This is a genomic window from Bradyrhizobium sp. LA2.1, assembly GCF_040547725.1.
In the GTDB taxonomy this organism is placed as follows: domain Bacteria; phylum Pseudomonadota; class Alphaproteobacteria; order Rhizobiales; family Xanthobacteraceae; genus Bradyrhizobium; species Bradyrhizobium barranii.
Window position 1 is genome coordinate 237,320 of the sequence record NZ_JBEPQI010000003.1, and the last position, 23,999, is coordinate 261,318.

Consider the following 23,999-nt stretch of genomic DNA (forward strand, 5'->3'; position numbering starts at 1 on the left):
AAATCGTGGTGCCCGGAGATACTTAACATGTTAAGTGAATGCGTCAAACACAATTTGGGTTTGCTGCACTGCAAACATTTTGCGGCTTGAAAGGGCGTCATGACGAAGAGACCGGCTGATCCCGCGAACGGAAGTGAGCCCGCCGCACGGCAGGTGCCGATGCGCGACTTCTCGCGCTCGCTGCCGATGTCGCTGCTCAGGGCACGTGAAGCGGTGATGCGGCAATTTCGTCCCAAGCTGCGCGAGCACGGCCTGACCGAGCAGCAATGGCGCATCCTCCGCGCATTGGCAGCCATCGAGGCCGCGGAGGTGACCGAGCTTGCGCGCACGGCCTTTCTCCTCGGCCCGAGCCTGTCGCGCATCCTGCGCGATCTCGAGGCGCGCAATCTGATCGAGCGCAAGACCGCCAAGGCGGACCAGCGCCGCAGCATGGTCTCGATCTCGAAGGAGGGCGTGAAGCTGATGGCCGCGGTCGCCCCATCCTCGGAGGCGATCTACGCCGAGATCACGCAACGCTTCGGCGCGCGCAAGCTCGCCGAGTTGCAGGAGATGCTCGGTCAGTTGGAATCGTGTCTCGCTTCGACGGACGCGAGTGACGTCACGGATGAAACGTAACGGCAAATTTGCATGATCACTTTCCAACTACGCATGACTGTCATCATTGCATAATGCGTGGGCAGCGCGGTCGCCGCGAAATGCGTGAAAATGCCGTGAGAAATCGCTGAGAATAGACAGCCGTCGCGGGTGTTGATCACTATTGGGTGCGCGCTCTGCGCAGTTAGTCGATGTTGGCGCAATATCAATTTACTCGTATCGGCAGAATTCGTAAGTAGCATCCGGTCCTGTATTCAGCGATAGAGCCAAAACAGAACCAAGACCAAGAAGGGCCGACAAGGATGCCCGGCCCCAGGGAGGAATGAATGAGACTGACGAGACGCGACTTCGCGGCCGGAATTGCTGCCGGCATTGCCGCGCCATACCTCATCAAGAGCGCGCATGCGCAAGGCGCCACCATCAAGATCGGCATGTGCGCGCCCGTCACCGGTCCCGCCGCTGAGTCCGGCGGCTACGCCGTCAAGGGCGCCAGGCTCGCGCTCGAAGCCGTCAACAAGGCCGGTGGTATCCTGGGCAAACAGGGCGAGTTGATCGTCGAGGACGACCAGACCACCAATCCCGGCATCGTGCTCGCCTTCTCGAAACTCGCCGCGCAGTCCGACATCGTCGGGTTCCTTGGCTCGATTCGTTCGACCCAGGTGCATGCGATGGCGCCTGACGTCACCAAGCTTGGCAAGCCCGTGATGATCGGCGGTACCGATCCGAACCTCACCCATATGGGCAATCAGTGGCTGTTCCGCTGCCGTCCGAACGACAGCTATTCCGGCCGCGTGATCGCCGAATACGGCGTCACCACGCTGGCCAAGAAGAAATGGGCCGTGCTGCACTCGACCGATGCGTTCGGCACCGCAGGCGGCAAGGCGCTGACCGCCGCGCTCGAAAAGCTCGGCGCGCCGCCGGTGCTCGATCAAGGCTATGCCAACCAGAGCCAGGACTTCACCCCGGTCGTGCTCGCGATCAAGCAGTCCGGCGCCGACATCCTCGGTTCCTACTTCACGTTCGAGAACGATCTCGGCATCTTCGCCCGCCAGCTCCGTCAGCTCGGCGTCAACATCCCGTGGGTCGGCTCGCCTTCGATCGTCAACATCACCGCGCTGAAGCTCGCAGGTCCCGCGCTCTACAACACGTATGGCGTGGCGGACTATGCCGAGGATTCCAGTGAAGGTTCGAAGGCATTCGGCAAGATCTACCGCGATGCGGTCAAGGTCGCGCCCGACAACCAGAGCTCCTGGACCTTCGACGCCATCAGCGTCTTGTCGGCGGCCATCAACAAGGCCGGCACGACCGATCCGGCCAAGGTCCGCGAAGCCATCCTCGCGATCAAGAAGTTCCCGGGTGCCGAGGGCGAATACAATTTCGACCAGAACGGCGATGGTCTCCACGGCTACAACATCGTGAAGAACGAGAAGGGCAACATCGTCTTCGACAAGCACATCGAGTTCAACGACTGACGTTCATTCGACCTCCCCGATTTCGATCGGGGAGGTCGAACCGTCTTTCGGCGAACGCATCCGACCTCCAACAGAACGCTTGTCATGGATCTCGCCCTACAACTCCTTTTTACCGGCATCGGTATCGGCGCCGTCTACGCGCTCGTCGCGCTCGGCTTCGTGCTGATCTTCCGTGCCACCAATGTGGTGAATTTCGCCCAGGGCGAATTCTCCATGGTTGCGGCCTATCTGATGGTCGTCGCGGTCGAAGCCGGTCTGCCCTATTGGGCGGCCTTCATCGTCGCGCTGCTCGGCATGGCGCTGCTCGGTGTCATCTTCAATCTCGGCGTCTATTATCCGCTGCGTCACCGCACCTATCTGCCTGTGATCATCGCCACCATCGGCGCCTCGATCCTGCTCGCCAATTCCGTGCTCGCGATCTACGGCCCGCAGCCGCAGGTGCTGGAAGGCTGGTTCGAGACGCCCGGCATTCAGGTCGGCCCGGTCTATCTCGACAGCCAGTATCTGCTGATCATCGGCGTCACCATCTGTCTCGTGATCTTCAATTTCTGGTTCTTCGAGAAGACGCTGCTCGGCAAGAAGCTGCAGGCGACCTCGCAGGACAAGGAAATGGCCTCGCTGCTCGGCATTTCCGTCTCCACCATGATCATGATCACCTTCATCTATTCGGCGGTGCTTGGCGGCCTTGCCGGCATCCTCGTCGCGCCCGTGCTGTTCGTCTCGATCCAGATGGGCTCGACGATCGCGCTGAAGGCGTTCGCGGCCACCATCATCGGCGGCTTCGGCGACGTTGCCGGCGCCATCATCGGCGGTCTCGCGCTCGGCGTGATCGAGACCTTTGGTGCGGCCTATATCTCGGTGCCCTACAAGGACGGCTTCGCCTTCCTGGTGCTGGTCGCCTTCCTGATCTTCCGGCCGCAAGGCATCTTCGGCGAACGCGTGGCGGAAAAGGCATGAGCGCACCCAGCGACAACATGCCGATTCCGGCGCCCGCCATCCGTTCGAAACCGCTCGTGATCCGGCACCTGCCGTACTTCATCGGCGCGGCGATCCTGGTCGCGCTCGCGGCCAACATGCGCTTCGACGGATACGTCCATAACATCCTGCTGCAGGCCACCACGTTCTCGATCGCGGTGTTCGGCCTCTCGGTCGTGCTCGGCCTGTGCGGCCAGATCAATCTGGCGCAGGCGGCGTTCTTCGGGCTCGGCGCCTATGCGGTCGGCATGGGCACGACGGATCTGCAGCTCAGCTTCTGGCTGTGTCTCGTCGGCGGCTGCGTGATCTCGCTGCTCGCGGGCGCGTTCCTCGGCATGTCCACGCTGCGGCTCGGCGGTCATTATCTTGCGATGGTGACGATCTCGTTCCAGCAGATCGTCACGCTGGTGATGATCAACGCGATCTGGCTCACGCGCGGTCCCGACGGCGTCCCCAACATCAAGCGTCCCGAGCTGTTCCAGTCGTCGCAGAGCTATCTCGCCTTCTGCGTGGCGATGCTGGCGATCGTCGGCTACCTGGTCTGGCATCTCTCCGACACCAAGCTCGGCCGCGCCATGCGCGCGGTGCGCGACAACGAGCTTGCGGCCGGCGTCAACGGCATCGACGTCTTCCGCACCAAGATCTACGCCTTCGCGCTCTGTGCGCTGCTCGGCGGGCTCGCGGGCGGATTGTTTGCCGGCGGCTTCGCCTATGTCAGCCCCGATCAGTTCTCCTTTGCGGAATCGATCGTGTTCCTGACCATGTCGCTGCTCGGCGGCGTGGCCTCGCCGATCGGCTCTGCCATCGGCACGGGTCTCTTGATCCTGATCCCGGAATGGCTGCGCTTCCTCAAGAGCGTGCCGGGCCTGTATCTCGCGATCTACGGCCTGTTCGTGATCCTGATCATCCGCTTCATGCCCGACGGCATCTGGGGCTTTGTCGCGGACGCCTTCACGCGCTGGCGCGCCAAGATCAAGGCGCCGCCGGCAGCGGCTGCCCTGCAATTGAAGCCGGCGACGATCGGCGGCGACACGGTGCTGGAAGTCACCGGCCTGTCGAAGCATTTCGGTGGCCTCAAGGCCGTCGACGGCGTCGACATCGCCGTGAAGCGCGGCGGCGTGCATGCGCTGATCGGTCCGAACGGCTCGGGCAAGACCACGACGCTCAACGTGCTCTCGGGTCTCTATGAAGCGACAGCCGGCAGGATCGTGCTCGACGGCACCGACATCACCCACATGCCGCCGCATCAGCGCACGGCGTCTGGTCTCGGCCGCACGTTCCAGAACATTCGCCTGTTCCGTTCGATGACGGCGCTGGAGAATGTCGAGATCGGCGCCGAGCGGCCCGGCAACACCATGGTCGGGAAGGGCGACGACGCCCTGACCGAGCGGGCGATGGAGGCTTTGACCTTCGTCGGGCTCGGCAGCCGCGCCAACGAGCTGATCTCGAGCTTCTCCTACGGCCATCAGCGGCTGATCGAGATTGCCCGTGCGCTGGCCTCGAACCCGACGCTGCTGCTGCTCGACGAGCCCGCGGCCGGCCTCAACTCGACCGAGAAGCTGGAGCTGCACGAGCTGCTCAAGCGCATCGCGGCGCAGGGCCTGACCATCCTGATCATCGATCACGACATGACGCTGGTCTCGGAAGCGGCCCAGCACATCACCGTGCTCAACTTCGGACGCCGTATCGCCGACGGCGAATCCCTGGCCGTGCTGCGTCATCCCGACGTCGTCTCCGCCTATCTCGGGAGCGAATGATGCCGTTGCTCGAAATCCGCAATCTGGTGGTGCGCTACGGCGAGATCGAAGCGCTGCGCGGGGTGACCTGCGCGGTGGAGCAGGGGCAGGTGGTGACGCTGCTCGGGGCCAACGGCGCCGGCAAGTCCACGACCTTGCGCGCCATCTCCGGCCTCGCCAAGCCGACCTCCGGCGACATCCTGTTCGACGGCAAGTCGATCGCAGGTCTTGGTCCGGAAGCGATCGTCCGCATGGGCATCTCGCACGTACCGGAAGGTCGTAGGGTCTTCCCGGGTCTCACCGTGAAAGAGAACATCATGCTCGGCGCGTCCAATCGCCGGGCGCCGACCTCGGAGATCTCGCGGGAGGCGGACGCGATGTTCGACCTGTTCCCCGACATCCGGAAGTTCACCAACGCGCTCGGCTGGACGCTGTCCGGCGGCCAGTTGCAGATGGTGGCGGTGGCGCGCGGCTTGATGGCCAAGCCGCGGCTGTTGTTGCTCGACGAGCCCTCGCTTGGTCTTGCGCCTGTCATCGTGCAGGCCGTGTTCAAGATCATCTCGGAGATCCGGCGTAACACGACGGTGCTGCTCGTCGAGCAGAATGCGCGCATGGGCCTGTCGGTGGCCGATTACGGCTATGTGCTCGAAACCGGCCGCATCGTGCTCGGCGGCAAGCCCGACGCGCTCTGGGGCAACGAAGCGATCCGCGCCGCCTATCTCGGCGGCCATGCCAAGGTGAATGCTTAACCGGGGAGTTTCTTGATGGTCACGATCCAGGTCCAGAACCTCATCGACTTCGTCGGCGAGGTGTTTGGTCACGCAGACTCCTCGCCGGAGGAGGCGAAGCGGATCGCGACCTATCTCACCACGGCCAATCTCACTGGCCATGACAGCCACGGCGTGATCCGCGTGCCCGTCTACATCCGCTGGCTGAAGACCGGCTTCGTGGTCCCGAACCAGACCGCAGAGGTGGTTGTCGACACGCCCTCGCTCGCGGTGGTCGACGGCAAGTTCGGCTACGGCCAGACCGTGACGCCGCAAGCGGTCAGGATCGGCATCGAGAAGTGCAAGAAGGCGGGCCTTGCCGCTGTTGCGTTGCGCAATGCCGGCCATATCGGCCGCGTCGGCGACTGGGCCGAGATGGCCGCCGCCGAAGGGTTGGTCTCCGTGCATTTCGTCAATGCCGCCGGCTCGCTGCTGGTGGCGCCGTTCGGCGGCGTCGAGAAGCGGCTCTCCACCGCGCCTTACTGCGTCGGCATCCCCCGCGAGGGCCAGGACCCGATCGTGCTGGATTTCGCGACCTCCGTCGTCGCCGAAGGCAAGGTGCTGGTCGCAAGCCGCGGCGGCAAGAAGCTGCCGAAGGGCGCGCTGGTCGATGCCGACGGGACCCTGAGCGAGGACCCGACCGTGCTCTACGGGCCCTTCACGCCGGAAGGGCCGCGCGATCACACCAAGGGCACCGGCGCGATCCGCGCCTTCGGCGACCACAAAGGCTCGGGTCTGGCCTTCATGTGCGAGCTGCTCGGCGGCGCGCTGACCGGAACCGGGGCCACCTCGGGCGGGCAGCGCTTCGCCAACGGCATGCTGGCGTTCTATATCGATCCGAAGGTCGTCGATACCTCCCATGTGTTCGACGCAGAGGTATCGCGCTATACCGACTTCATCCGCGCCACCAAGCCGATGGCGGGAGTCGATCAGGTGCTGATTCCCGGCGATCCCGAGCGGAAAACCCGGGCTGAGCGCACCAAGAACGGCATCCCCTTGCCGGATGACACCTGGGCGGCAATAGTGAACACCGCCCGCGAGGTCGGCGTCAGCGAAGTCAGCATCCAGCGGGCGACCGCATAGGTCTTGCGTCATTGCGAGCGTAGCGCGGAGCCCCGGTTCGCGGTAACAGCAGAGCCGTGCTGTCGCGGCGCTCGTCATGGTGACGAAGGTCCAAACAACGGTCCAAGCAACAAAAGAAGGAAGGCAACGTGGCGAACAAGGTCAAGGAAATCTGGAAGTCGGGCAAGGCCGTGGTCAACGCGTGGCTCGCGATTCCCTCCGGCTTCTCGGCCGAGATGATCGCGCAATGCGGCTTCGACAGCGTCACCGTCGACATGCAGCACGGCGTGCAGGACTATCTCTCGATGGTGCAGTGCTTCCAGGCGATGGACAAGCATCCCGTGACCCCGATGGTCCGCGTGCCCTGGAACGAGCCCGGCATCATCGGCAAGGTGCTCGATGGCGGCGCCTACGGCGTGATCTGCCCGATGGTGAACACGGCGCAGGAAGCCAAGAACCTCGTCTCGTATTCCAAGTATCCGCCGCATGGCGTCCGCTCCAACGGCCCGATCCGCGCCGGCATGTACGGCACCGCGGGCTCCTACCAGAAGACCGCGAATGCCGACACCATCCTGCTGCCGATGATGGAGACCAGGACCGCGGTCGAGAACATGGAAGCGATCCTCGACGTCGAGGGCATCGACGGCGTCTATATCGGCCCGTCCGATCTCGGCTTCTCCTACGGCCTCGAGCCGAAGCTCGACCGCAGCGAGCCCGAGATCCTCGCGATCTACGACAAGATCATCAAGGAATGCGCCAAGCGCGGTCTCAACCCGGGCATCCATTGCAGCGGCGCGGAGGGCGCGGCGCGTGCGATCAACATGGGCTTCAAGCTGGTGACGTTGTCCAACGAAGTCGGCCTGATGACGACCTACGCCAAGATGCAGGTCAACGCGACCCGCAAGGATTCGGCCGGGAAGGCCTGATCTCGTGTCCCGGACGCGATGCGGCGTCTAGCGCCGCTTCGCAGAGCCGGGACCCAGTTGCTTGCGAAAGAAACGACACATGGGGCCCCGGACGCAGCGCACCGTTTCACGCTGCGCTGCGTCCGGGGCACGATAGTTTTGATACAGGAGACCTGCCATGACCATCAGCCCCGTCATTCGCCTCCATCCCGATGATGGCGTGCTGATCGCGCGCGCGAGCCTGCCGCCGGGAACATTGGTTGCCGACGGCGTGACCACGGTCGAGCGCATTCCCTCCGGCCACAAGGTCGCGATCAAGCCGATCGCAGTGGGCGAGCCGGTCAGGCGCTACGGCCAGATCATCGGCTTTGCGACGGTGCCGATCGCGCCGGGCCAGCACGTGCATACGCAGAACTGCGGCATGGGCGATTTTTCCAAGGACTATGCCTATTGCGCCGACGTCAAGCCGACGCCGAACTTCGACTTGCCGGCGACCTTCGAGGGCATCCGCCGCCCGGACGGCCGCGTCGCCACGCGCAACTATATCGGCATCCTCACCTCGGTGAATTGCAGCGCGCATGTCGCAAGCCTCGTCGCAGACGTCTTCAAGAAGAATCCGTTCACCGGCGACAATCCTCTCGCCGACTTTCCCAATGTCGATGGCGTGGTCGCGCTGACCCACAAGACCGGCTGCGGCATGACGCAGAACGAGCCCTTGGCGCTGCTCCGCCGCACACTCGGCGGCTATGCGCGTCACGTCAACTTCTCCCACGTCATCGTGCTTGGGCTGGGCTGCGAGGTGAACCAGATCGGCGGCCTGATGGAGGAGCAGAAGCTCGCCGGCCGCCTTCGCGCGATGGACATCCAGGAGGTCGGCGGCACCCGCAAGACGGTCGAAGCGGGTATTGCCTTCGTGCGTGAAGCTCTCGCGGACTCCAACAAGGTCAAGCGCGAATCCGTGCCCGTCAGCGAACTCACCGTGGCCCTGCAATGCGGCGGCTCGGACGGCTATTCCGGCGTATCCGCCAATCCGGCGCTTGGGGCTGCCAGCGATCTCATCGTCCGTCACGGCGGCACCGTGATCCTGTCGGAGACGCCCGAGACCTACGGCGCCGAGCACCTGCTCACGCGCCGCGCCGTCAGCCGCGAGGTCGGCGAGAAGCTGGTCGATCTCATGCGCTGGTGGGACGCGTATACCGAGCGCGAAGGCGCCGAGATGAACGCCAATCCGAGCCCTGGCAACAAGGCCGGCGGCCTCACCACCATTTTGGAGAAATCGCTCGGCGCGATGGCCAAGGCCGGCACCACCAATCTCGTCGACGTGCTGCGCTATGCCGAGCCCATCACCAAGAAGGGTTTCATCTTCATGGACACGCCCGGCTACGATCCGGTCGCTGCGACCGGCCAGGTCGCCGGCGGTGCCAATCTGGTCTGCTTCACCACCGGCCGCGGCAGCGTGTTCGGCTGCAAGCCGGCGCCCTCGATCAAGCTCGCCACCAACACGCCCATGTACAAGCGCATGGAAGAGGACATGGACGTCAATTGCGGCACCATCCTCGAAGGCGAGGAGAGCGTCGAGCAATGCGGCCAGCGCATCTTCGAGCTCATCCTGAAGACGGCGTCCGGACAGCCGACCAAGAGCGAAAGCTTCGATTTCGGCGGTGCCGAATTCGCGCCCTGGGTGCTAGGGGCGACGATGTGAGGCTACGCGGCAGTTACGGAATGGTGACCGACAACGCCCGGAAGTAGCTTGCCGGAACATGGTCGCGCACGAAGCTGGGCAGTACGTCGGATTGGTCGAGCGTCCGCGGATCGATGTCGCTGAGCTCCGCGATGCTTGGGATCTTCAGGTGGAAATTGCCTCCGGTAAGAAGGGTACCAAGCCCGACTAGGTTGAAGCTGGGGTCGTTTCCCTCTTTCGACGCCGGCACCTGACCTGCGAAGGTCGAGCCAGACGCGCAATGCAGCATTCGGCCGACGTGGCGGAAGTTGCCTCGCAGGCTGGGTGGAACGGCCGGGACGATGTCGTTACCGTTGACGAGCCGGAACGTGCTTTCGCTGAGAGGCTCGTAGGCTTCAAAGAAATCCTGACCGCCGGTTCGCGGCCCGCCAAACGTGTAAATGGCGGTTGCCCGTAGGCCAGCATCCAACGCCCGCAGTGCTGAGATATTTGCCAAGGCGCCGCCCATGCTGTGTCCAGTAAAGAAGAGCGGCTGTCCGGCGCCGCCACTCCTGATCGCGACTTCGATGTCTGATCGGACTGCATCGACGGCTTCGGCAAATCCCTTGTGAAGAACATTTTGACTTGGTGCGAGGGTGAAGTCGGTGATCCAATCCTTGATACTGAGCGGATCGGTGCCGGAGAGTGTGACGAAAGTCGCGCCGCGTCCGACGGCGACAATGAAGCGGGCTTTTGGCGGCACCAAACCTGTAGCGGGAGTGTCGGCGCCGAAGCCGCGCATCTCTAGCCCCAATGCCGTCAGGATATTGTCTACCTTGTCGCGGTCGTCGGTCTCGTAGGCGAGCTGCGACAACCACATCATGGCTTGCGCGTTTCCCGGTGTGAAACCTGGAGTGACCGTGAAACCATCGAGCGCGTCGGCGCGATAGGAAGCCCGCGGGAATCTGACCAGAAAGCTCATCGGACACATCTCCTCTTTCAGGCCGCGCCACGCGTCGATACGTTGCGCGGCAACCATTACGAACGGGAGAGTCCATCATGCGCAAAGCGGCGCGTCGGGCGCGGCTTGTGCAGGCAATGGTTCATTCGATCATAGGTAGATCACTTCGGCAAGTGTAACTCGCAGATCAGCCCGCGGCGTAGGCAACCCGTGCCCGTTGTTAGTGCTTGATCCCACCCGGAACCGGTGTTCTGCTCAAAAAAGCTGCTGGAGCACCGCACCCCGTGTCGATCTACGTCGCACTACACCACGTCACGCACTACAAATACGACCGCCCGATCGATCTTGGCCCGCAGACCATCCGGCTGCGGCCGGCGCCGCATACGCGCACGCCGGTTCTGAGCTATTCGCTCAAGGTCACTCCGGCCAATCATTTCGTGAACTGGCAGCAGGACCCGCAAGGCAATTGGCTGGCGCGCTACGTCTTTCCGGAGAAGACGACCGAGCTGAAATTCGAGGTCGATTTCACGGCGCAGATGACCGTGGTCAACCCGTTCGACTTCTTCGTCGAGCCCTATGCCGACAGTTTTCCGTTCGAATATTCGAAGGATCTGAAGACCGAGCTCGCGCCTTATCTCGAGACCATCAAGCCCGATCGCCTGTTCGCGAAATTTCTCGACACGATCCCGCACGAAGCCCCGAACACCGTCAACTTCCTGGTCGATCTCAATCGTGAGCTTCAGAAGCACGTCCGTTACATCATCCGCATGGAGCCCGGCGTGCAGACGCCGGAGGAGACGCTCTCCTCCGGTGCCGGATCGTGCCGCGACTCCGCCTGGCTCCTGATCCAGACCTTCCGTCATCTCGGTCTCGCGGCCCGTTTCGTCTCCGGTTATCTCATTCAGATACGCCCCGACATCGATCCGATCGAGGGACCGCCAGAGGTCGAGAACGATTTTACCGACCTGCATGCCTGGGCCGAAGTCTATTTGCCCGGCGCGGGCTGGATCGGCTTCGACGCGACCTCGGGTATGCTCGCGGGCGAGGGGCACATCCCGGTTGCGGCCACGCCGCATTATCGTTCGGCGGCGCCGATCTCCGGCGGCGCCGGCTTTGCCGAGGTCGAGTTCGAGTTCGACATGAGCGTGAAGCGCATCCGCGAGGCGCCGCGCATTACAAAGCCGTTCTCCGACGAATCCTGGACGCGGCTCAATGACCTCGGCGAGCAGGTCGACGGCGATCTCGCCGCGCAGGATGTCCGGCTGACCATGGGCGGCGAGCCGACCTTCGTCTCCGTCGACGATCTGGAAGCGGCGGAATGGAACACCGAGGCCGTCGGCCCGACCAAGCGCGCGCTCGCCGACGATCTGATCCGCCGCTTGCACACGCGCTTCGGGCCGGGTGGCCTGCTGCACTTCGGCGAGGGCAAATGGTATCCCGGTGAAAGCCTGCCGCGCTGGGCCTTTGGCCTGTACTGGCGCAAGGACGGCGTACCGATCTGGAAGAATGCCGATCTGATCGCCAGGATCGAGAATCCGCGGCGCGCCGAGGTCATGGACGCCCAGGAATTCGTGGAGGGCGCGGCGGCGCGGCTCGGACTTGATCCCGGCTACGTCATCCCAGCCTATGAGGACACCGCGTACTGGCTCCAGAAGGAAGCCGAGCTTCCCCTCAACGTCGATCCGTCCGACTCCAAATTATCCGATCCCGAAGCCCGCGCGCGGATGGCGCGCGTGTTCGACGAGGGCCTCAACACGCCGCGTGGCTTCGTGCTGCCGGTGCAACGCTGGAACGCGCCGCCGCGCTGGCGCAGCGAGCGCTGGCAACTCCGGCGCAATCATCTGTTCCTGATGCCGGGCGATTCACCGCTGGGCTTGCGCCTGCCGATCGGCTCGCTCGGCTACATCCCGCCCAACCAATATCCTTACATCGTCGAGCAGGATCCGTTGGAGCCGCGGGGCAAGCTGCCGGTGTTCACGCTCGCCGCGCGCCCGGAATCGCCGCCGCAGGTCGCGCCCGAGCATCTCAACACGTCGGTCCCGGTCCGCACCGCGATGTCGGTCGAAGTTCGCGACGGCGTGCTCTGCGCCTTCATGCCGCCGGTCGAGCGCATCGAGGATTATCTCGAGCTGGTCGCGGCGCTCGAAGCCACCGCCGAGGAGATGCAGCTCCAGGTCCATGTCGAGGGCTATCCGCCGCCGTTCGATCCGCGCGTCGAGGTCATCAAGGTGACGCCCGACCCTGGTGTCATCGAGGTCAACATCCAGCCGGCAAAGAGCTGGCGCGAGGCGGTCGACATCACCGTCGGGCTCTATGAGGACGCCGGCAAGACACGCCTCGGCGCCAACCGCTTCCTGGTCGACGGCCGCCACACTGGCACCGGTGGCGGCAACCACGTCGTGGTCGGCGGCTCCAGCCCGCAGGACTCGCCGTTCCTGCGCCGGCCTGATCTCTTGAAGAGCCTCGTGCTGTACTGGCAGCGGCATCCGTCACTGTCCTATTTCTTCTCCGGCCTGTTCATCGGCCCGACCAGCCAGGCGCCGCGCATCGACGAAGCGCGCCACGACAGCATCTACGAGCTCGAGATCGCGCTCTCGCATGTGCCGCCGCCGGGCTACCAGACGCCGCTGTGGCTGGTGGACCGGCTGTTCCGGCATCTGCTCGTCGACATCACCGGCAACACCCATCGCGCCGAGATCTGCATCGACAAGCTCTATTCGCCGGATGGCTCCACAGGCCGGCTCGGCCTCGTCGAATTCCGCGCGCTCGAAATGCCGCCCGATCCGCGCATGTCGCTGGCGCAGCAGTTGCTGATCCGCGCGCTGATCGCAAAATTCTGGCGCGAGCCGCAACAAGGCAAGTTCGTGCGCTGGGGCACTGCGCTGCATGATCGCTTCATGCTGCCTCACTTCATCTGGCAGGATTTTCTTGACGTGCTTTCTGAGTTGAAGCAGTCCGGCTATCCCTTTGAGCCAGAATGGTATCTGGCCCAGCTCGAATTCCGTTTCCCCGCCTTCGGCCGCGTCCATCATGGCGGCGTGACGCTGGAATTGCGTCAGGCGCTGGAGCCCTGGCATGTGCTCGGCGAGGAGGGCTCGGCCGGCGGCACGGTGCGTTATGTCGACAGTTCGGTCGAACGGCTTCAAGTGAAAGCTGAGGGGTTTGTCGAGGGCCGCCACATCGTGACCTGCAACGGCCGCCGCCTGCCGATGACCTCGACCGGTCGCTCGAGCGAAGCCGTGGCCGGCGTCCGCTTCAAGGCCTGGCAGCCGGCCTCCGGCCTGCACCCGACCATCCCCGTTCACGCGCCCCTGACCTTCGACCTGATCGACACCTGGAACGGGCGCTCGCTGGGCGGCTGCGTCTATCACGTCGCCCATCCCGGCGGCCGCAGCTACGACACCAAGCCCGTCAACACCTACGAGGCCGAGGCGCGGCGGCTGGCGCGCTTCCAGGACCACGGCCATACGCCGGGTCCGATGCAGCCCCCGCCCGAGGAACGCACAAATGAGTTTCCGCTGACCCTCGACTTGCGGACCCCGCTCCTGCAATGAGAATGATGGTGGGGCAGGGAGAGGCGCATGGGCGAGGGCGCAGCCGAACAGGACGACAAGACGGGTAAGGCGCAAGGTCAGCGCGAAGGCCAGCGCCGCCTCGCGCAATGGGTCCGCGACTATAGTCGTCTGCCCGGCATCCCCGACGAGTTCCTGGGGCCCGACGGCGCCCCCCGCGCGGTCTGGAGCCGCTTCTTCGACGCCTTCGGCGCGCTCGCGCCGGACGAGATCGAACGGCGGTTCGGCATGGCCGACCGCCATTTGCGCGAGGCCGGCGTCACCTACCGTGCGCCCGGCGACAGTGCCGACCGGCCATGGTCGATCAGCCATCTGCCGCTGCTGATCGACGAGGCCGACTGGAAGCAGCTGTCCGCTGGCATCACCCAGCGCGCCGAGCTGCTCGAGCTCGTGCTGCGCGACATCTATGGCGAGGGGCGGCTGGTCGCGGAAGGCGCGCTGCCGGCCGCCGCGATCGCCGGCAGCCCCGAATATCTCCGTCCCGTCTGCGGCGTGCCGCCGCCGGGCGGGCGCTATCTCTCGCTCTATGCCGCCGATGTCGGCCGCGGACCCGACGGGCGCTGGTGGGTGCTCGGCGACCGCACGCAGGCGCCCTCAGGCGCGGGCTATGCGCTGGAGAACCGCCTGGTGCTCTCGCGCGCCTTCTCCGATCTCTACAAGTCGATGAACGTGCCGCGCGTCGCGCCGTTCTTCGAGGCGTTTCGCGACAGCTTGCGCGCGCGCGCCGATCGCGACGAGCCGCGCATCGGCGTGCTCACGCCGGGCAGCTTCAGCGAGACCTATTTCGAGCACGCAACCCTGGCGCGCTATCTCGGCTTCCTGCTGGTCGAGGGCGACGATCTCGCCGTCAGCGACAACCGTATCCACATCCGCACCGTCGCCGGCCTGAAGCGGCTCGACGTGCTGCTGCGCCGGGTCGATTCCAACTCGCTCGATCCGCTCGAGCTCGATGCGTCCTCGCATCTCGGCGTGGCCGGCCTGATCGACGTGCTGCGCAAGGACGGCGTCGTCGTCGCCAACATGCCGGGCTCGGGCGTGCTGGAGGCGCGCGCGCTGCTCGGCTTCCTGCCGGCCCTGAGCCGCCGCCTGCTCGGGCAAGAGCTCAAGATGCCGCATATCGCGACCTGGTGGTGCGGCCAGCGCAACGCGCGCGACGAGGTGTTGTCACGGCTCGACGAGGTCGCGATCGAGGGCGCCTACCGCCGCGGCGTTCCCGGCTTCGACAGCAATGGCCCGGTGCTCGCGAGTGAGCTCGACGCCGCCGGGCGCCAGCGTCTTATCGACGCCATCAGCACGCGCGGCATGGACTATGTCGGCCAGGAGATGGTGCGGCTTTCGACCATGCCGGTGTGGGAGCAGGGCCAGCTCACGCCGCGTCCCTTCGTGCTGCGCGTGTTCGCGGCCGCGACGGCCGACGGCTGGGCCATCATGCCCGGCGGCTTCTGCCGGATCGCCGAGCAGGCGGACGCGCGCGCGGTGTCGATGGGCGACGGCGCGCGCGCCGCCGACGTCTGGGTGGTCTCGGACAAGAAGGTCTCGATCGCGACGCTGCTGCCCGCGACCGACAAGGTGCGGATCCGCCGCATCGCCGGCGTGCTGCCGAGCCGCGCCGCGGACAATCTGTTCTGGCTCGGCCGCTATCTCGAACGCGCGGAGGCAACGCTGCGGTTGGTGCGCGCGTTGGGCTCGCCGAGCGGGCCCAACAAGGGCACCGCGGCCTCGCTGCAATCGGCCGACCGCATCCAGCGCCTGCTGGTGGCGTGGGGCGCGATCTCGCAGGCCTCGCGCACTGCGCCGGGGCGCATCGTCGCCGAAGCGCTGCAGAGCCCGGAGCGGTTCGGCTCGGCGCTGTCGCTGGTGCGCGCGGCGCAGCGCACGGCGACATCCCTGCGCGAGCGGCTGTCGCCCGACGCCTGGCAGGTCATCACCGAGATGGCCGATCGGCTGGCCTACGAGGTCGAGGACGACGACGATGTGCTGAGCGCGGCCGAGCTGACCTTGCAGGAGCTTGCGAGCCTTGCGGGACTGGCGCAGGAGAACATGAACCGCGCCGCCGGCTGGCGCTTCCTCGATATCGGCCGCCGCACCGAGCGCGCCATCAACACCACGCGCTTCGCGCGCCAGTTCGCCTATGACGAGGCCTGCGACGAGGATCTCGATATCCTGCTGACGCTGGTGGATTCCCAGATCACCTACCGCTCGCGCTATCTGCTGGCGCCGATCCTGGCGCCGGTGCGCGATCTCGCGGTGCTCGACAGCTACAATCCGCGTTCGGTCGCGTTCCAGGTGACGACGCTGAACGAGCACATCGCTTCGCTCCCGAGCCTGAAGGAGCACGGCCTGATCGAGCAGCCGCAGCGGCTCGCGGTGGCGGCGCAGGCGATGCTGGCCACCGCGGAAGCCGAGAAGCTCGAGGTCAAGACCCTGTTCTCGCTGGAACAGGACCTGCTCGGCCTCGCCGAGGCGATCGGGCTGCACTACTTCCCGCACGGCCCCAATGCCAGCCGGCCGGAAAAGCTGACGGGGCTGGCGTGATCTACGACATCCGTCACGTCACGACTTACGAATACGAGAGTGCGGTCAGCTTCGCTCGCTGCACGCTGCGGCTGGAGCCGAAGAGCGGCGACGGTCAGGAGCTGATCTCGCACAGGGTCGAGATCCGGCCGCGCCCGTCCGAGCGCCACGTCCGCCGCGACTTCTTCGGCACGCTCACCGAGAGCGTCGTGATCGAAACCGCGCACCGAAACTTGCGCATCGACTCGCGCTCGCGCGTGTCCGTCTCGCGCAAATCGCCGGCGCGCGATGCCGTCAGCCCACCCTGGGAGAGCATCCGCGACATCGCGTTTGAAGCAACGAGCCTCGGGCCGTCCTCGCCGGTCGGCTATGTCTTTGCGAGCCCGCTGGTGCCGGTGCTGCACCCCGTCAGCGCCTATGCGGCCACGAGCTTTGCGCCCGGCGCAGGGATCCTCGCCGGTGCGACCGATCTCATGCATCGCATCCGCACCGAATTCCGCTACGATCCGAAGGCCACGGTGATCTCGACGCCGCTTGGCGAGGTCTTCGACAAGCGCCACGGCGTTTGTCAGGACTTTGCCCATGTGATGATCGCAGGGCTGCGCGGGCTCGGCCTTCCGGCAGCCTATGTCAGCGGCTATCTCCGTACCATTCCGCCGCCGGGCCAGCCGCGCTTGCAGGGCGCCGATGCCACCCATGCCTGGGTGTCGCTGTGGTGCGGCGCGGAGCTTGGCTGGGTCGATTTCGATCCGACCAATGATTTGCTGGTCGCCAACGATCACATCGTGCTCGCGGTCGGGCGCGACTTTTCCGACGTCTCGCCGGTCGACGGCATCATCGTCGGCTCGCCGAAGCAGAAGCTCGGCGTCGCCGTGGACGTGCTGCTGGTGGAATAAAAGCGGTCTCGCCGGCTCGGCCAGGCTGTGTCGCGGCCCGACCGCAACCGTGATGTCGCAGGGCACAACAGCAACATATTTCCGTAAATTCGTCCCGGCGTTTGGTCACTTGGCCCAAGATGGGCTATGCTGGCCGTTGCGTTGAGGACACGAATGAGACGTCGGGAGCTGGCGTGGGACACCACCGACAAGCGGGGCTGCATCCATGATGACGTTACCGAGACTGGCGGCTGAATCCCTGGAGAAGTTGCTGGGCTCGTTCATGCGTCGCAGGTACGACGATTCCTATGCCAGGGTGGTGGAGGCCTCGACGCGCACTGCGATGGAATGCATCGGCAACAGCGACGCGCTCTATCACAATATCGAGCATACGATGCTGGTGACGCTGGCGGCCCAGGCGATCATGCTTGGCCGCAATCTGCACACGCACCTCGATGCCGAGGACTACATCCATATCCTGATTGCCTGCCTTGCGCACGACATCGGCTATGTTCGCGGGCTGTTTCCGGAGGACGACGAAGACGGTTTCGTGGTCGACGAGGCCGGCACCAAGGTGTCGCTGCCGCGCGGCGCGTCGGATGCCAGTCTGATGATGTATCACGTTGATCGTTCGATGCTTTTCGTGCGGCGGCGGCTGCCACCGATCCGCGGTATCGACAGTGAGCGCGTCGCCCGTGCCATCGAGGGCACCCGCTTCCCGGCCCGTGAAGGCCAGGAGTATGACGACGAAGCCTCGATCCTGCGCGCCGCCGACTTCATCGGCCAGCTCGGCGATCCCAACTATCTGCGCAAGGCCAACGCGCTCTATTACGAATTCGAAGAGGTCGGAATCAACCGCCAGCTCGGCTACGACTCCCCGGCCGACATCGTGAACCGCTATCCACAATTCTACTGGAACAGCGTCGCACCGCACATCCAGACCGAGATCGGCTATCTCAACAAGACCGAGATCGGCCGGCAGTGGATCGCCAACCTCTACAGCAACGTGTTCCGCGCCGAACGCGAGATCTCGCTGTCAGGCCCGCAGAAATAGGGGCGCCCTTGTAGCCCGGATGGAGCGCAGCGAAATCCGGGGTTCGCGGATGCTGGCGTCCCCGGATTACGCTGCGCTCCATCCGGGCTACGAAGTCTCAACTCCGTGAGAAAATCATGCAGCAACAAATCATCACCACGGATATCCTCGATATCGCCTATCTCGAATATGGCGCGCCGGATGGCTGGCCCTGCATCATGGGCCACGGCTTTCCCTATGATGTGAACGCCTATGCCGAGGCCGCGCCTCTGATCGCGGAAGCGGGCGCGCGGGTGCTTGTGCCGTGGCTGCGCGGCTACGGGCCGACGCGTTTCCGGTCCGCCGCGACGCTGCGCTCCGGCGAGCAGGCGGCGCTCGGCGCCGATCTGCTGGCCTTCATGGATGCGCTTCACATCGGGCGCGCGGTGGTCGGCGGTTACGATTGGGGCGGGCGCGCGGCCTGCGTGGTCTCGGTGCTGCATCCCGAACGCGTGATCGCTCTCGTCTCCGGCAATTCCTACAACATCCAGAACATCGCGCGCGCGATGGAGCCGGCTTCGCCACCGGAGGAGGCGGCGCTCTGGTATCAATATCTCTTCCACAACGAGCGCGGCCGCCGCGCGCTGGAGCGCAACCGGCGCGGCTTTGCGCGCCAGCTCTGGGCGATGTGGTCGCCGAAATGGGGCTTCGACGACGCCACGTTCGAAACGAGTGCGATGGCGTTCGACAACCCTGATTTCGTCGATGTCGTGATCCACTCCTACCGTCATCGCTATGGGCTGGTCGAAGGCGATCCCGCCTATGCCGCGATCGAGGCCAAGCTCGCCGCGCAGCCGCCGATCCGTGTCCCGACGATCGCGGTCGACGGCGACAGCGACGGTGTCAATCCCGGCACCGCCCATCACGCGCCCAAATTCGAAGGCGTGTTCGAACGGCGTGTCTTCGCTGGAGCCGGCCACAACCTGCCGCAGGAGCGGCCTGCCGAATGGGCGCGCGCCGTGCTCGACGTGCGGAAAGCAGCTTCGTAAAGCCCGGCTTTCCCGCCCTGCCGCCCGGTCGCCCGATTTTTCGCGACTTCGGGAACCTTTTCCGATTGCAGCCGTCCAAGCTGAGGGACCGCCAGATGTGCGCGGCTCATTGCAGGGAGGCTATTGATGAATTCACATGCGCGCAGGTTGGAGGGCGTCGCGGTTGCGCAGCTGCCGGGCGAACGGCCTGGCAGGGCCGAGGTCGAGCAGGCGGTCCGGACCATGATCCGCTGGGCGGGCGACGATCCCGCGCGCGACGGTCTGCACGACACGCCGGACCGGGTTGCGCGCGCCTTCGCAGAGTATTTTTCCGGCTATGCGCAGGATCCGACCGAAATCCTGCAAAAGACCTTTGAGGAGATCGAAGGCTATGACGAGATGATCGTCCTGCGCGGCGTTCGCTTCGAAAGCCATTGCGAGCACCACATGGCGCCGATCGTCGGCCGCGCCTGGGTCGCCTATATCCCGCAGGGCCGCGTCGTCGGCATCAGCAAGCTCGCGCGTGTGGTGGACATCTACGCGAAACGCCTCCAGATCCAGGAGAAGATGACCGCGCAGATCGCCAATACGATCAACGATGTGTTGAAGCCCGAAGGCGTCGGCGTCATCATCAAGGCGACGCATCACTGCATGACCACGCGTGGCGCGCACAAGCCTGGAACCGATCTCGTCACCAGCCGCATGCTGGGCGTGTTCCGTGACAACGCGCTGACACGTCAGGAGCTGTTGGGGCTGGCCAATTCGGACGCGTGATCCGCGCGGGCCGAGCTGAAGGAGACGACACCATGACCGAGCACAAGACGCCGAGCGGGCCGGACCTCACCAGGGGCGTGTTGCTGACCGCGTTCGAGGACGGCAAGCTGCTCGGCCATGTCGGCGAGGAAGACGTCTTACTGGTGCAAGCCGGCAGCGAAATCTTCGCGATCGAGCCGTCCTGCAGCCACTACCACGGCCCGCTCGCCGAAGGGCTGGTCGTCGGCGACACGATCCGCTGCCCCTGGCATCACGCCTGCTTCTCCTTGCGCACCGGCGAGGCCACCCGCCCGCCGGCGCTGAACGCGCTGGCGGTCTGGGAGGTCACGCGCGACCAGGACAGCATCTTGGTTCAGCGCAAGCGCGAGATGCCGCAGCCTGCAGCGTCACATCGAAGCGCGCCGACGCCGGAAAAATTCGTCATCGTCGGCGGCGGTGCGGCCGGCTTTGCGGCCGCCGAGACGCTTCGGCGCGAGGGCTTTGCCGGCGCCATCACCACGCTCAGCGATGACGGCGCGATGCCGGTCGACCGGCCGAACCTCTCCAAGGATTACCTCACCGGCAGTGCACCCGAGGATTGGCTGCCGCTGCGGGGCAAGGACTATTATCAGGACGCAGGCATCGATCTGAGGCTCAACATCAACGTTGCAGCGATCGATCCGAAGGCGCGCATCATCACGCTCGGCAATGGCGACAAGCTGCGGTTCGACCGGCTGCTGCTCGCGACCGGCGCCGAGCCGGTCAAATTGCAGATTCCGGGCGCGGACCAGCCGCACGTGCACACCTTGCGCACCGTCGCCGACAGCCGCGCCATCATCAAGGCGGCGGGCAGCGCGAAGCGCGCGCTGGTGATCGGCGCCAGCTTCATTGGCCTCGAAGTCGCGGCCTCCTTGCGGGCGCGCAAGCTGGAGGTGCATGTGGTTGCGCCTGAGGAGCGGCCGATGCAACGTGTGCTCGGCCCCGAGATGGGCGATTTCGTCCGCGCGCTGCATGAAGAGAACGGCGTCCACTTTCACCTCGAGGACACCGTGGAAAAGCTCGACGGCAAACGCGCAACGCTGAAGGGCGGCAGCGTGATCGAGGCCGATCTGGTCGTGGTCGGGATCGGTGTCAGGCCGCGCCTTGCGCTCGCCGAGCAGGCGGGGCTCGCCATCGACCGCGGCGTCAGCGTGAACGAGTATCTCGAGACCAGCGCATCAGGCATCTTCGCGGCCGGCGACATCGCGCGCTGGCCCGATCCGCATTCGGGCCAGAACATCCGCGTCGAGCACTGGGTGGTGGCGGAGCGGCAGGGCCAGGCCGCGGCGCGCAACATGCTCGGCAGGCGCGAACGCTTCGACGCCGTGCCGTTCTTCTGGTCGCAGCACTACGACGTTCCGATCAACTATGTCGGCCATGCCGAGAGCTTCGACGACATCGCGATCGACGGCACGATCGACGGCAGGGACTGCCTGCTGAAGTATCGCAAGGGCGGGCGCGTGCTGGCGGTCGCTTCAATCTATCGGGATCTCGATAGTCTCAAGGCCGAGCTCGACATGGAGCGCTCGCGCGCGTGAGGCGCCCCGTCCGCCCTTGACTTAAGTCAACGGGGCTCCCGCGGGGGCTGCTCTACTGGCTGTTGTCCCGGCGCGGCTCGTGCTATCCTGAGATGTGCCTTGGGACTTCGCATGCAGGAGTAGCCGTCATGACAAGTGCTTCGGATACGTCTCCAAACTTGGGTCTTGGGTCCGGCATTGCTGCGCTGCACGCCAAGTGGGGCTGGATCGTCGCCCTCGGCGTCGTCTATCTCATCACCGGCTTCATCGCGCTCGGCAGCATGATGATGGCGACGGTGGCGAGCGTGCTCGTGGTTGGTGTGATGATGATCATCGCCGGGGTCACCGAGGTGATCGGCGCGTTCCAGATGAAGAGCTGGGGCAAGTTCCTGATCTGGGCCTTGCTCGGCGTGCTCTATATCGTCGCGGGCTTCCTGACCTTCGAGAACCCGTTGTTCGCCGCGGTGCTGCTCACCTTGTTCCTCGGCGCGTCGCTGCTGGCCTCGGGCGCCGTCAGGCTGTTTCTCGCCTTCAGCATGAAAAGGGAAAGCCCGTGGGTGTGGGTGGCACTGTCTGCGGTCATCACCCTGCTGCTCGGGCTCTTGATCCTGGCGCGCTGGCCGGTCAACAGCGTCTATATCCTCGGCCTGTTCCTCGGCATCGACCTGATCATGGCCGGCGCCGGCTGGGTCAGTCTGGGCTTTAGCCTGCGGCGGCGCCATTAAGGCTTGATCCGGAGAAGGACCGTGGTCGCCCAAGAGCGCGATGACGGTTCATCCAGATTTCATCGCGCGTCGGGCGACGCTGAGGGATTGTCATGCGCTGGTTTCATCTCGCCGTGATCGTGTTTTTCGCCGCAGCGACCATCGTCTTCGCCGTGCAGAATCTCGACACGGTCACGATCTCCTTCTTCAAGATGAATCTCAGTCTGCCGCTCGCGCTCCAAACCCTCGTTGTCTATCTCGTTGGAGCCGCGACCGGCGGCAGCCTGTTCGCCCTGCTGCGGCGTTCATACGCAGGTTCGAAACGAGACGTCGAATGAACCAGCAACTCGACGCAAGACCGTGTTGCGGAACTCCGCTGATCTGACGTGCTGGCAAAAAGCAGCACGCCGCGCGGTCGCCTCGCGTGGACGATCATCACCGGGGAGAAACCATGAGAGCCGCTTTGGTCCTGGCCGCAGCGCTGGCTGCCGCCTGCCTGTCCACGCCCGTCTCCGCGCAAAAGTCCTACGGTCCTGGTGTCAGTGACACCGAGATCAAGATCGGCAACACCATGCCCTATAGCGGCCCCGCATCGCCGCTGGGCATCACCGGCAGGGTGATCTCCGCCTATTTCGATGAGGTGAACGAGAAGGGCGGCGTCAACGGCCGCAAGCTCAATCTGTTCTCGCTCGACGACGCCTTCTCGCCGCCGAAGACCATGGAAGCCGCGCGACGCTTGGTCGAGGGCGACGGCGTCGCCTTCATCTTCGCGACCATGGGCACGGCGCCGAGCTCGGCGATCGCAAAATACCTCAACAGCAACAAGGTGCCGCAGCTGTTCCTGATCAGCTCGGCCTCGAAGTGGAACGATCCCGCCAACATGCCGTGGTCGATGGCGCTGCCCTGGGCGCCGAACTACACCAGCGAGGCCGCGATCGACGTCGCTTACGCCCGCGCCAAGAACCCGAACGCGCGTTTCGCGGTGCTCTATCAGAACGATGACGCCGGCAAGGAATATTTTCGCGGTGTCAAGGAAGCGCTTGGTGCCGACGCCGACAAGGCGCTCGCGATGGCCTCGAGCTTCGAGGTCACCGATCCCACCGTCGATTCCCAGGTGCTGACGCTGGCCAACACCAAGGCCGATGTCTTCATGATCTATTCGGTGACGCCGCGCGCCTGCGCGCAGGCGATCCGCAAGGCCCATGAGGTCGGCTGGCAACCGACGCGCTTCCTCGCCTCCGGCTGCGCCAACAAGGCGACCGTCATGGTCCCTGCGGGCCTCGATGCCGGCAAGGGCGTGCTGTCGCTCGGCTCGCTCAAGCCGTTTGTCGAGCAGCCGAAGGACGACCCGTCGATGACGGCCTATATCGACTTCATGAAGAAGCGCCTGCCCAATGCCGACATCAACAACGTCGCCGGCCTCTACGGCTACACCGTGGCCGAGGCATTGGTTGTCCTGCTCAAGCAGTGCAAGGATAATTTGACGCGCGAGAACATCATGGCGCAGGCGGCGAACCTCAAGAACGTGCCGCTGTCACTTCTGTTGCCCGGCATCACGCTCAACACCACACCGCAGGATTTCCGCCCCATCAAGGACGGCTACATGCTTCAGTTCGACGGCAACGACTGGATCGTGGCGAGCGAGCTCTTGCGCGGGACGTGAGGCGGCGTTCTCTCCGCGAACTCGGAATCGTAGGGTGGGCAAAGGCGCACTTGCGCCGTGCCCACCACCGATCCAACACCGAAACAGAAACGTGGGCACGCTTCGCTTTGCCCACCCTACGACACCGGTAGCAAAGCGGCCACAGAGACGGTGCACCCTCTCCCCTTGTGGGAGAGGGTGGATGCGCGAA

19 protein-coding genes are annotated in these 23,999 nt (G+C 65.0%); 18 read left to right on the forward strand and 1 reads right to left on the reverse strand.

Annotated features, from left to right (window positions below):
• Positions 1-99: 99 nt before the first annotated feature.
• The 8 genes from hpaR to ABIB95_RS06675 all read left to right on the forward strand — a co-directional run bounded on the left by hpaR (position 100) and on the right by ABIB95_RS06675 (position 9,213).
• A complete protein-coding gene (gene hpaR, locus ABIB95_RS06640; protein WP_354174659.1) occupies positions 100-615 on the forward strand; it encodes a homoprotocatechuate degradation operon regulator HpaR in 516 nt (171 codons plus the stop codon).
• Between the two features lie 305 nt (positions 616-920).
• On the forward strand, positions 921-2,066 hold the full coding sequence (locus ABIB95_RS06645; protein WP_354238296.1) for an ABC transporter substrate-binding protein: 1,146 nt from the start codon (positions 921-923) through the stop codon (positions 2,064-2,066).
• A gap of 84 nt (positions 2,067-2,150) precedes the next feature.
• Positions 2,151-3,023 carry a branched-chain amino acid ABC transporter permease gene (locus ABIB95_RS06650; protein ID WP_071915720.1) on the forward strand — a complete coding sequence of 291 codons (873 nt, stop codon included), beginning with the start codon at positions 2,151-2,153 and terminating at the stop codon, positions 3,021-3,023.
• Positions 3,020-4,798: a branched-chain amino acid ABC transporter ATP-binding protein/permease gene (locus ABIB95_RS06655; protein ID WP_166098894.1), complete on the forward strand. Its 1,779-nt coding sequence runs from the start codon at positions 3,020-3,022 to the stop codon at positions 4,796-4,798. Before ABIB95_RS06650 ends, ABIB95_RS06655 begins: the two co-directional genes overlap by 4 nt.
• On the forward strand, positions 4,798-5,526 hold the full coding sequence (locus tag ABIB95_RS06660; protein WP_063986556.1) for an ABC transporter ATP-binding protein: 729 nt from the start codon (positions 4,798-4,800) through the stop codon (positions 5,524-5,526). Before ABIB95_RS06655 ends, ABIB95_RS06660 begins: the two co-directional genes overlap by 1 nt.
• Before the next feature lie 15 nt (positions 5,527-5,541).
• Complete coding sequence (locus ABIB95_RS06665) at positions 5,542-6,627, forward strand: malate/lactate/ureidoglycolate dehydrogenase (RefSeq protein WP_354238297.1); 1,086 nt, start codon at positions 5,542-5,544, stop codon at positions 6,625-6,627.
• A gap of 128 nt (positions 6,628-6,755) precedes the next feature.
• Positions 6,756-7,532, forward strand: coding sequence for an HpcH/HpaI aldolase family protein (locus ABIB95_RS06670; protein ID WP_354238298.1), 777 nt, complete (start codon positions 6,756-6,758; stop codon positions 7,530-7,532).
• 157 nt (positions 7,533-7,689) lie between these two features.
• Complete coding sequence (locus ABIB95_RS06675) at positions 7,690-9,213, forward strand: UxaA family hydrolase (RefSeq protein WP_071915717.1); 1,524 nt, start codon at positions 7,690-7,692, stop codon at positions 9,211-9,213.
• A gap of 13 nt (positions 9,214-9,226) precedes the next feature.
• Here the strand turns inward: ABIB95_RS06675 and ABIB95_RS06680 are convergent, their stop codons facing one another.
• Positions 9,227-10,153, reverse strand: a complete 927-nt coding sequence (locus ABIB95_RS06680) for a lipase family protein (RefSeq protein ID WP_354238299.1) — start codon at positions 10,151-10,153, stop codon at positions 9,227-9,229.
• Positions 10,154-10,416: 263 nt separating this feature from the next.
• On the opposite strand from ABIB95_RS06680, the gene ABIB95_RS06685 reads away from it, so the two are divergent.
• From ABIB95_RS06685 to ABIB95_RS06730, 10 genes are all read left to right on the forward strand, one after another.
• A complete protein-coding gene (locus ABIB95_RS06685; protein ID WP_354238300.1) occupies positions 10,417-13,686 on the forward strand; it encodes a transglutaminase family protein in 3,270 nt (1,089 codons plus the stop codon).
• Positions 13,687-13,713: 27 nt separating this feature from the next.
• Positions 13,714-16,239 carry a circularly permuted type 2 ATP-grasp protein gene (locus ABIB95_RS06690; protein ID WP_354238301.1) on the forward strand — a complete coding sequence of 842 codons (2,526 nt, stop codon included), beginning with the start codon at positions 13,714-13,716 and terminating at the stop codon, positions 16,237-16,239.
• Positions 16,236-17,114 (forward strand): transglutaminase family protein, encoded by an 879-nt coding sequence (locus ABIB95_RS06695; protein WP_063984655.1) that lies wholly within the window; start codon positions 16,236-16,238, stop codon positions 17,112-17,114. Before ABIB95_RS06690 ends, ABIB95_RS06695 begins: the two co-directional genes overlap by 4 nt.
• 205 nt (positions 17,115-17,319) lie before the next feature.
• Positions 17,320-18,147: an HD domain-containing protein gene (locus ABIB95_RS06700; protein ID WP_028146934.1), complete on the forward strand. Its 828-nt coding sequence runs from the start codon at positions 17,320-17,322 to the stop codon at positions 18,145-18,147.
• 116 nt (positions 18,148-18,263) lie between these two features.
• Complete coding sequence (locus ABIB95_RS06705) at positions 18,264-19,154, forward strand: alpha/beta fold hydrolase (protein WP_354238302.1); 891 nt, start codon at positions 18,264-18,266, stop codon at positions 19,152-19,154.
• A 126-nt stretch (positions 19,155-19,280) separates the two neighbouring features.
• On the forward strand, positions 19,281-19,907 hold the full coding sequence (gene folE, locus ABIB95_RS06710; protein ID WP_071915711.1) for a GTP cyclohydrolase I FolE: 627 nt from the start codon (positions 19,281-19,283) through the stop codon (positions 19,905-19,907).
• Between the two features lie 32 nt (positions 19,908-19,939).
• Positions 19,940-21,463 carry an FAD-dependent oxidoreductase gene (locus tag ABIB95_RS06715; protein ID WP_354238303.1) on the forward strand — a complete coding sequence of 508 codons (1,524 nt, stop codon included), beginning with the start codon at positions 19,940-19,942 and terminating at the stop codon, positions 21,461-21,463.
• A 128-nt stretch (positions 21,464-21,591) separates the two neighbouring features.
• On the forward strand, positions 21,592-22,167 hold the full coding sequence (locus ABIB95_RS06720) for an HdeD family acid-resistance protein (protein WP_014496836.1): 576 nt from the start codon (positions 21,592-21,594) through the stop codon (positions 22,165-22,167).
• 92 nt (positions 22,168-22,259) lie between these two features.
• Positions 22,260-22,484: a LapA family protein gene (locus ABIB95_RS06725; RefSeq protein ID WP_014496835.1), complete on the forward strand. Its 225-nt coding sequence runs from the start codon at positions 22,260-22,262 to the stop codon at positions 22,482-22,484.
• Positions 22,485-22,597: 113 nt separating this feature from the next.
• A complete protein-coding gene (locus ABIB95_RS06730) occupies positions 22,598-23,809 on the forward strand; it encodes an ABC transporter substrate-binding protein (protein WP_354238304.1) in 1,212 nt (403 codons plus the stop codon).
• Positions 23,810-23,999 lie beyond the last annotated feature (190 nt).

Coding starts and splice junctions, on each gene's coding strand:
- hpaR (WP_354174659.1), top strand. CDS start 100: ATGACGAAGAGACCGGCTGATCCCGCGAACGGAAGTGAGCCCGCCGCA.
- ABIB95_RS06645 (WP_354238296.1), top strand. CDS start 921: ATGAGACTGACGAGACGCGACTTCGCGGCCGGAATTGCTGCCGGCATT.
- ABIB95_RS06650 (WP_071915720.1), top strand. CDS start 2,151: ATGGATCTCGCCCTACAACTCCTTTTTACCGGCATCGGTATCGGCGCC.
- ABIB95_RS06655 (WP_166098894.1), top strand. CDS start 3,020: ATGAGCGCACCCAGCGACAACATGCCGATTCCGGCGCCCGCCATCCGT.
- ABIB95_RS06660 (WP_063986556.1), top strand. CDS start 4,798: ATGCCGTTGCTCGAAATCCGCAATCTGGTGGTGCGCTACGGCGAGATC.
- ABIB95_RS06665 (WP_354238297.1), top strand. CDS start 5,542: ATGGTCACGATCCAGGTCCAGAACCTCATCGACTTCGTCGGCGAGGTG.
- ABIB95_RS06675 (WP_071915717.1), top strand. CDS start 7,690: ATGACCATCAGCCCCGTCATTCGCCTCCATCCCGATGATGGCGTGCTG.
- ABIB95_RS06680 (WP_354238299.1), bottom strand. CDS start 10,153: ATGAGCTTTCTGGTCAGATTCCCGCGGGCTTCCTATCGCGCCGACGCG.
- ABIB95_RS06690 (WP_354238301.1), top strand. CDS start 13,714: ATGGGCGAGGGCGCAGCCGAACAGGACGACAAGACGGGTAAGGCGCAA.
- ABIB95_RS06700 (WP_028146934.1), top strand. CDS start 17,320: ATGATGACGTTACCGAGACTGGCGGCTGAATCCCTGGAGAAGTTGCTG.
- ABIB95_RS06705 (WP_354238302.1), top strand. CDS start 18,264: ATGCAGCAACAAATCATCACCACGGATATCCTCGATATCGCCTATCTC.
- folE (WP_071915711.1), top strand. CDS start 19,281: ATGAATTCACATGCGCGCAGGTTGGAGGGCGTCGCGGTTGCGCAGCTG.
- ABIB95_RS06715 (WP_354238303.1), top strand. CDS start 19,940: ATGACCGAGCACAAGACGCCGAGCGGGCCGGACCTCACCAGGGGCGTG.
- ABIB95_RS06720 (WP_014496836.1), top strand. CDS start 21,592: ATGACAAGTGCTTCGGATACGTCTCCAAACTTGGGTCTTGGGTCCGGC.
- ABIB95_RS06725 (WP_014496835.1), top strand. CDS start 22,260: ATGCGCTGGTTTCATCTCGCCGTGATCGTGTTTTTCGCCGCAGCGACC.
- ABIB95_RS06730 (WP_354238304.1), top strand. CDS start 22,598: ATGAGAGCCGCTTTGGTCCTGGCCGCAGCGCTGGCTGCCGCCTGCCTG.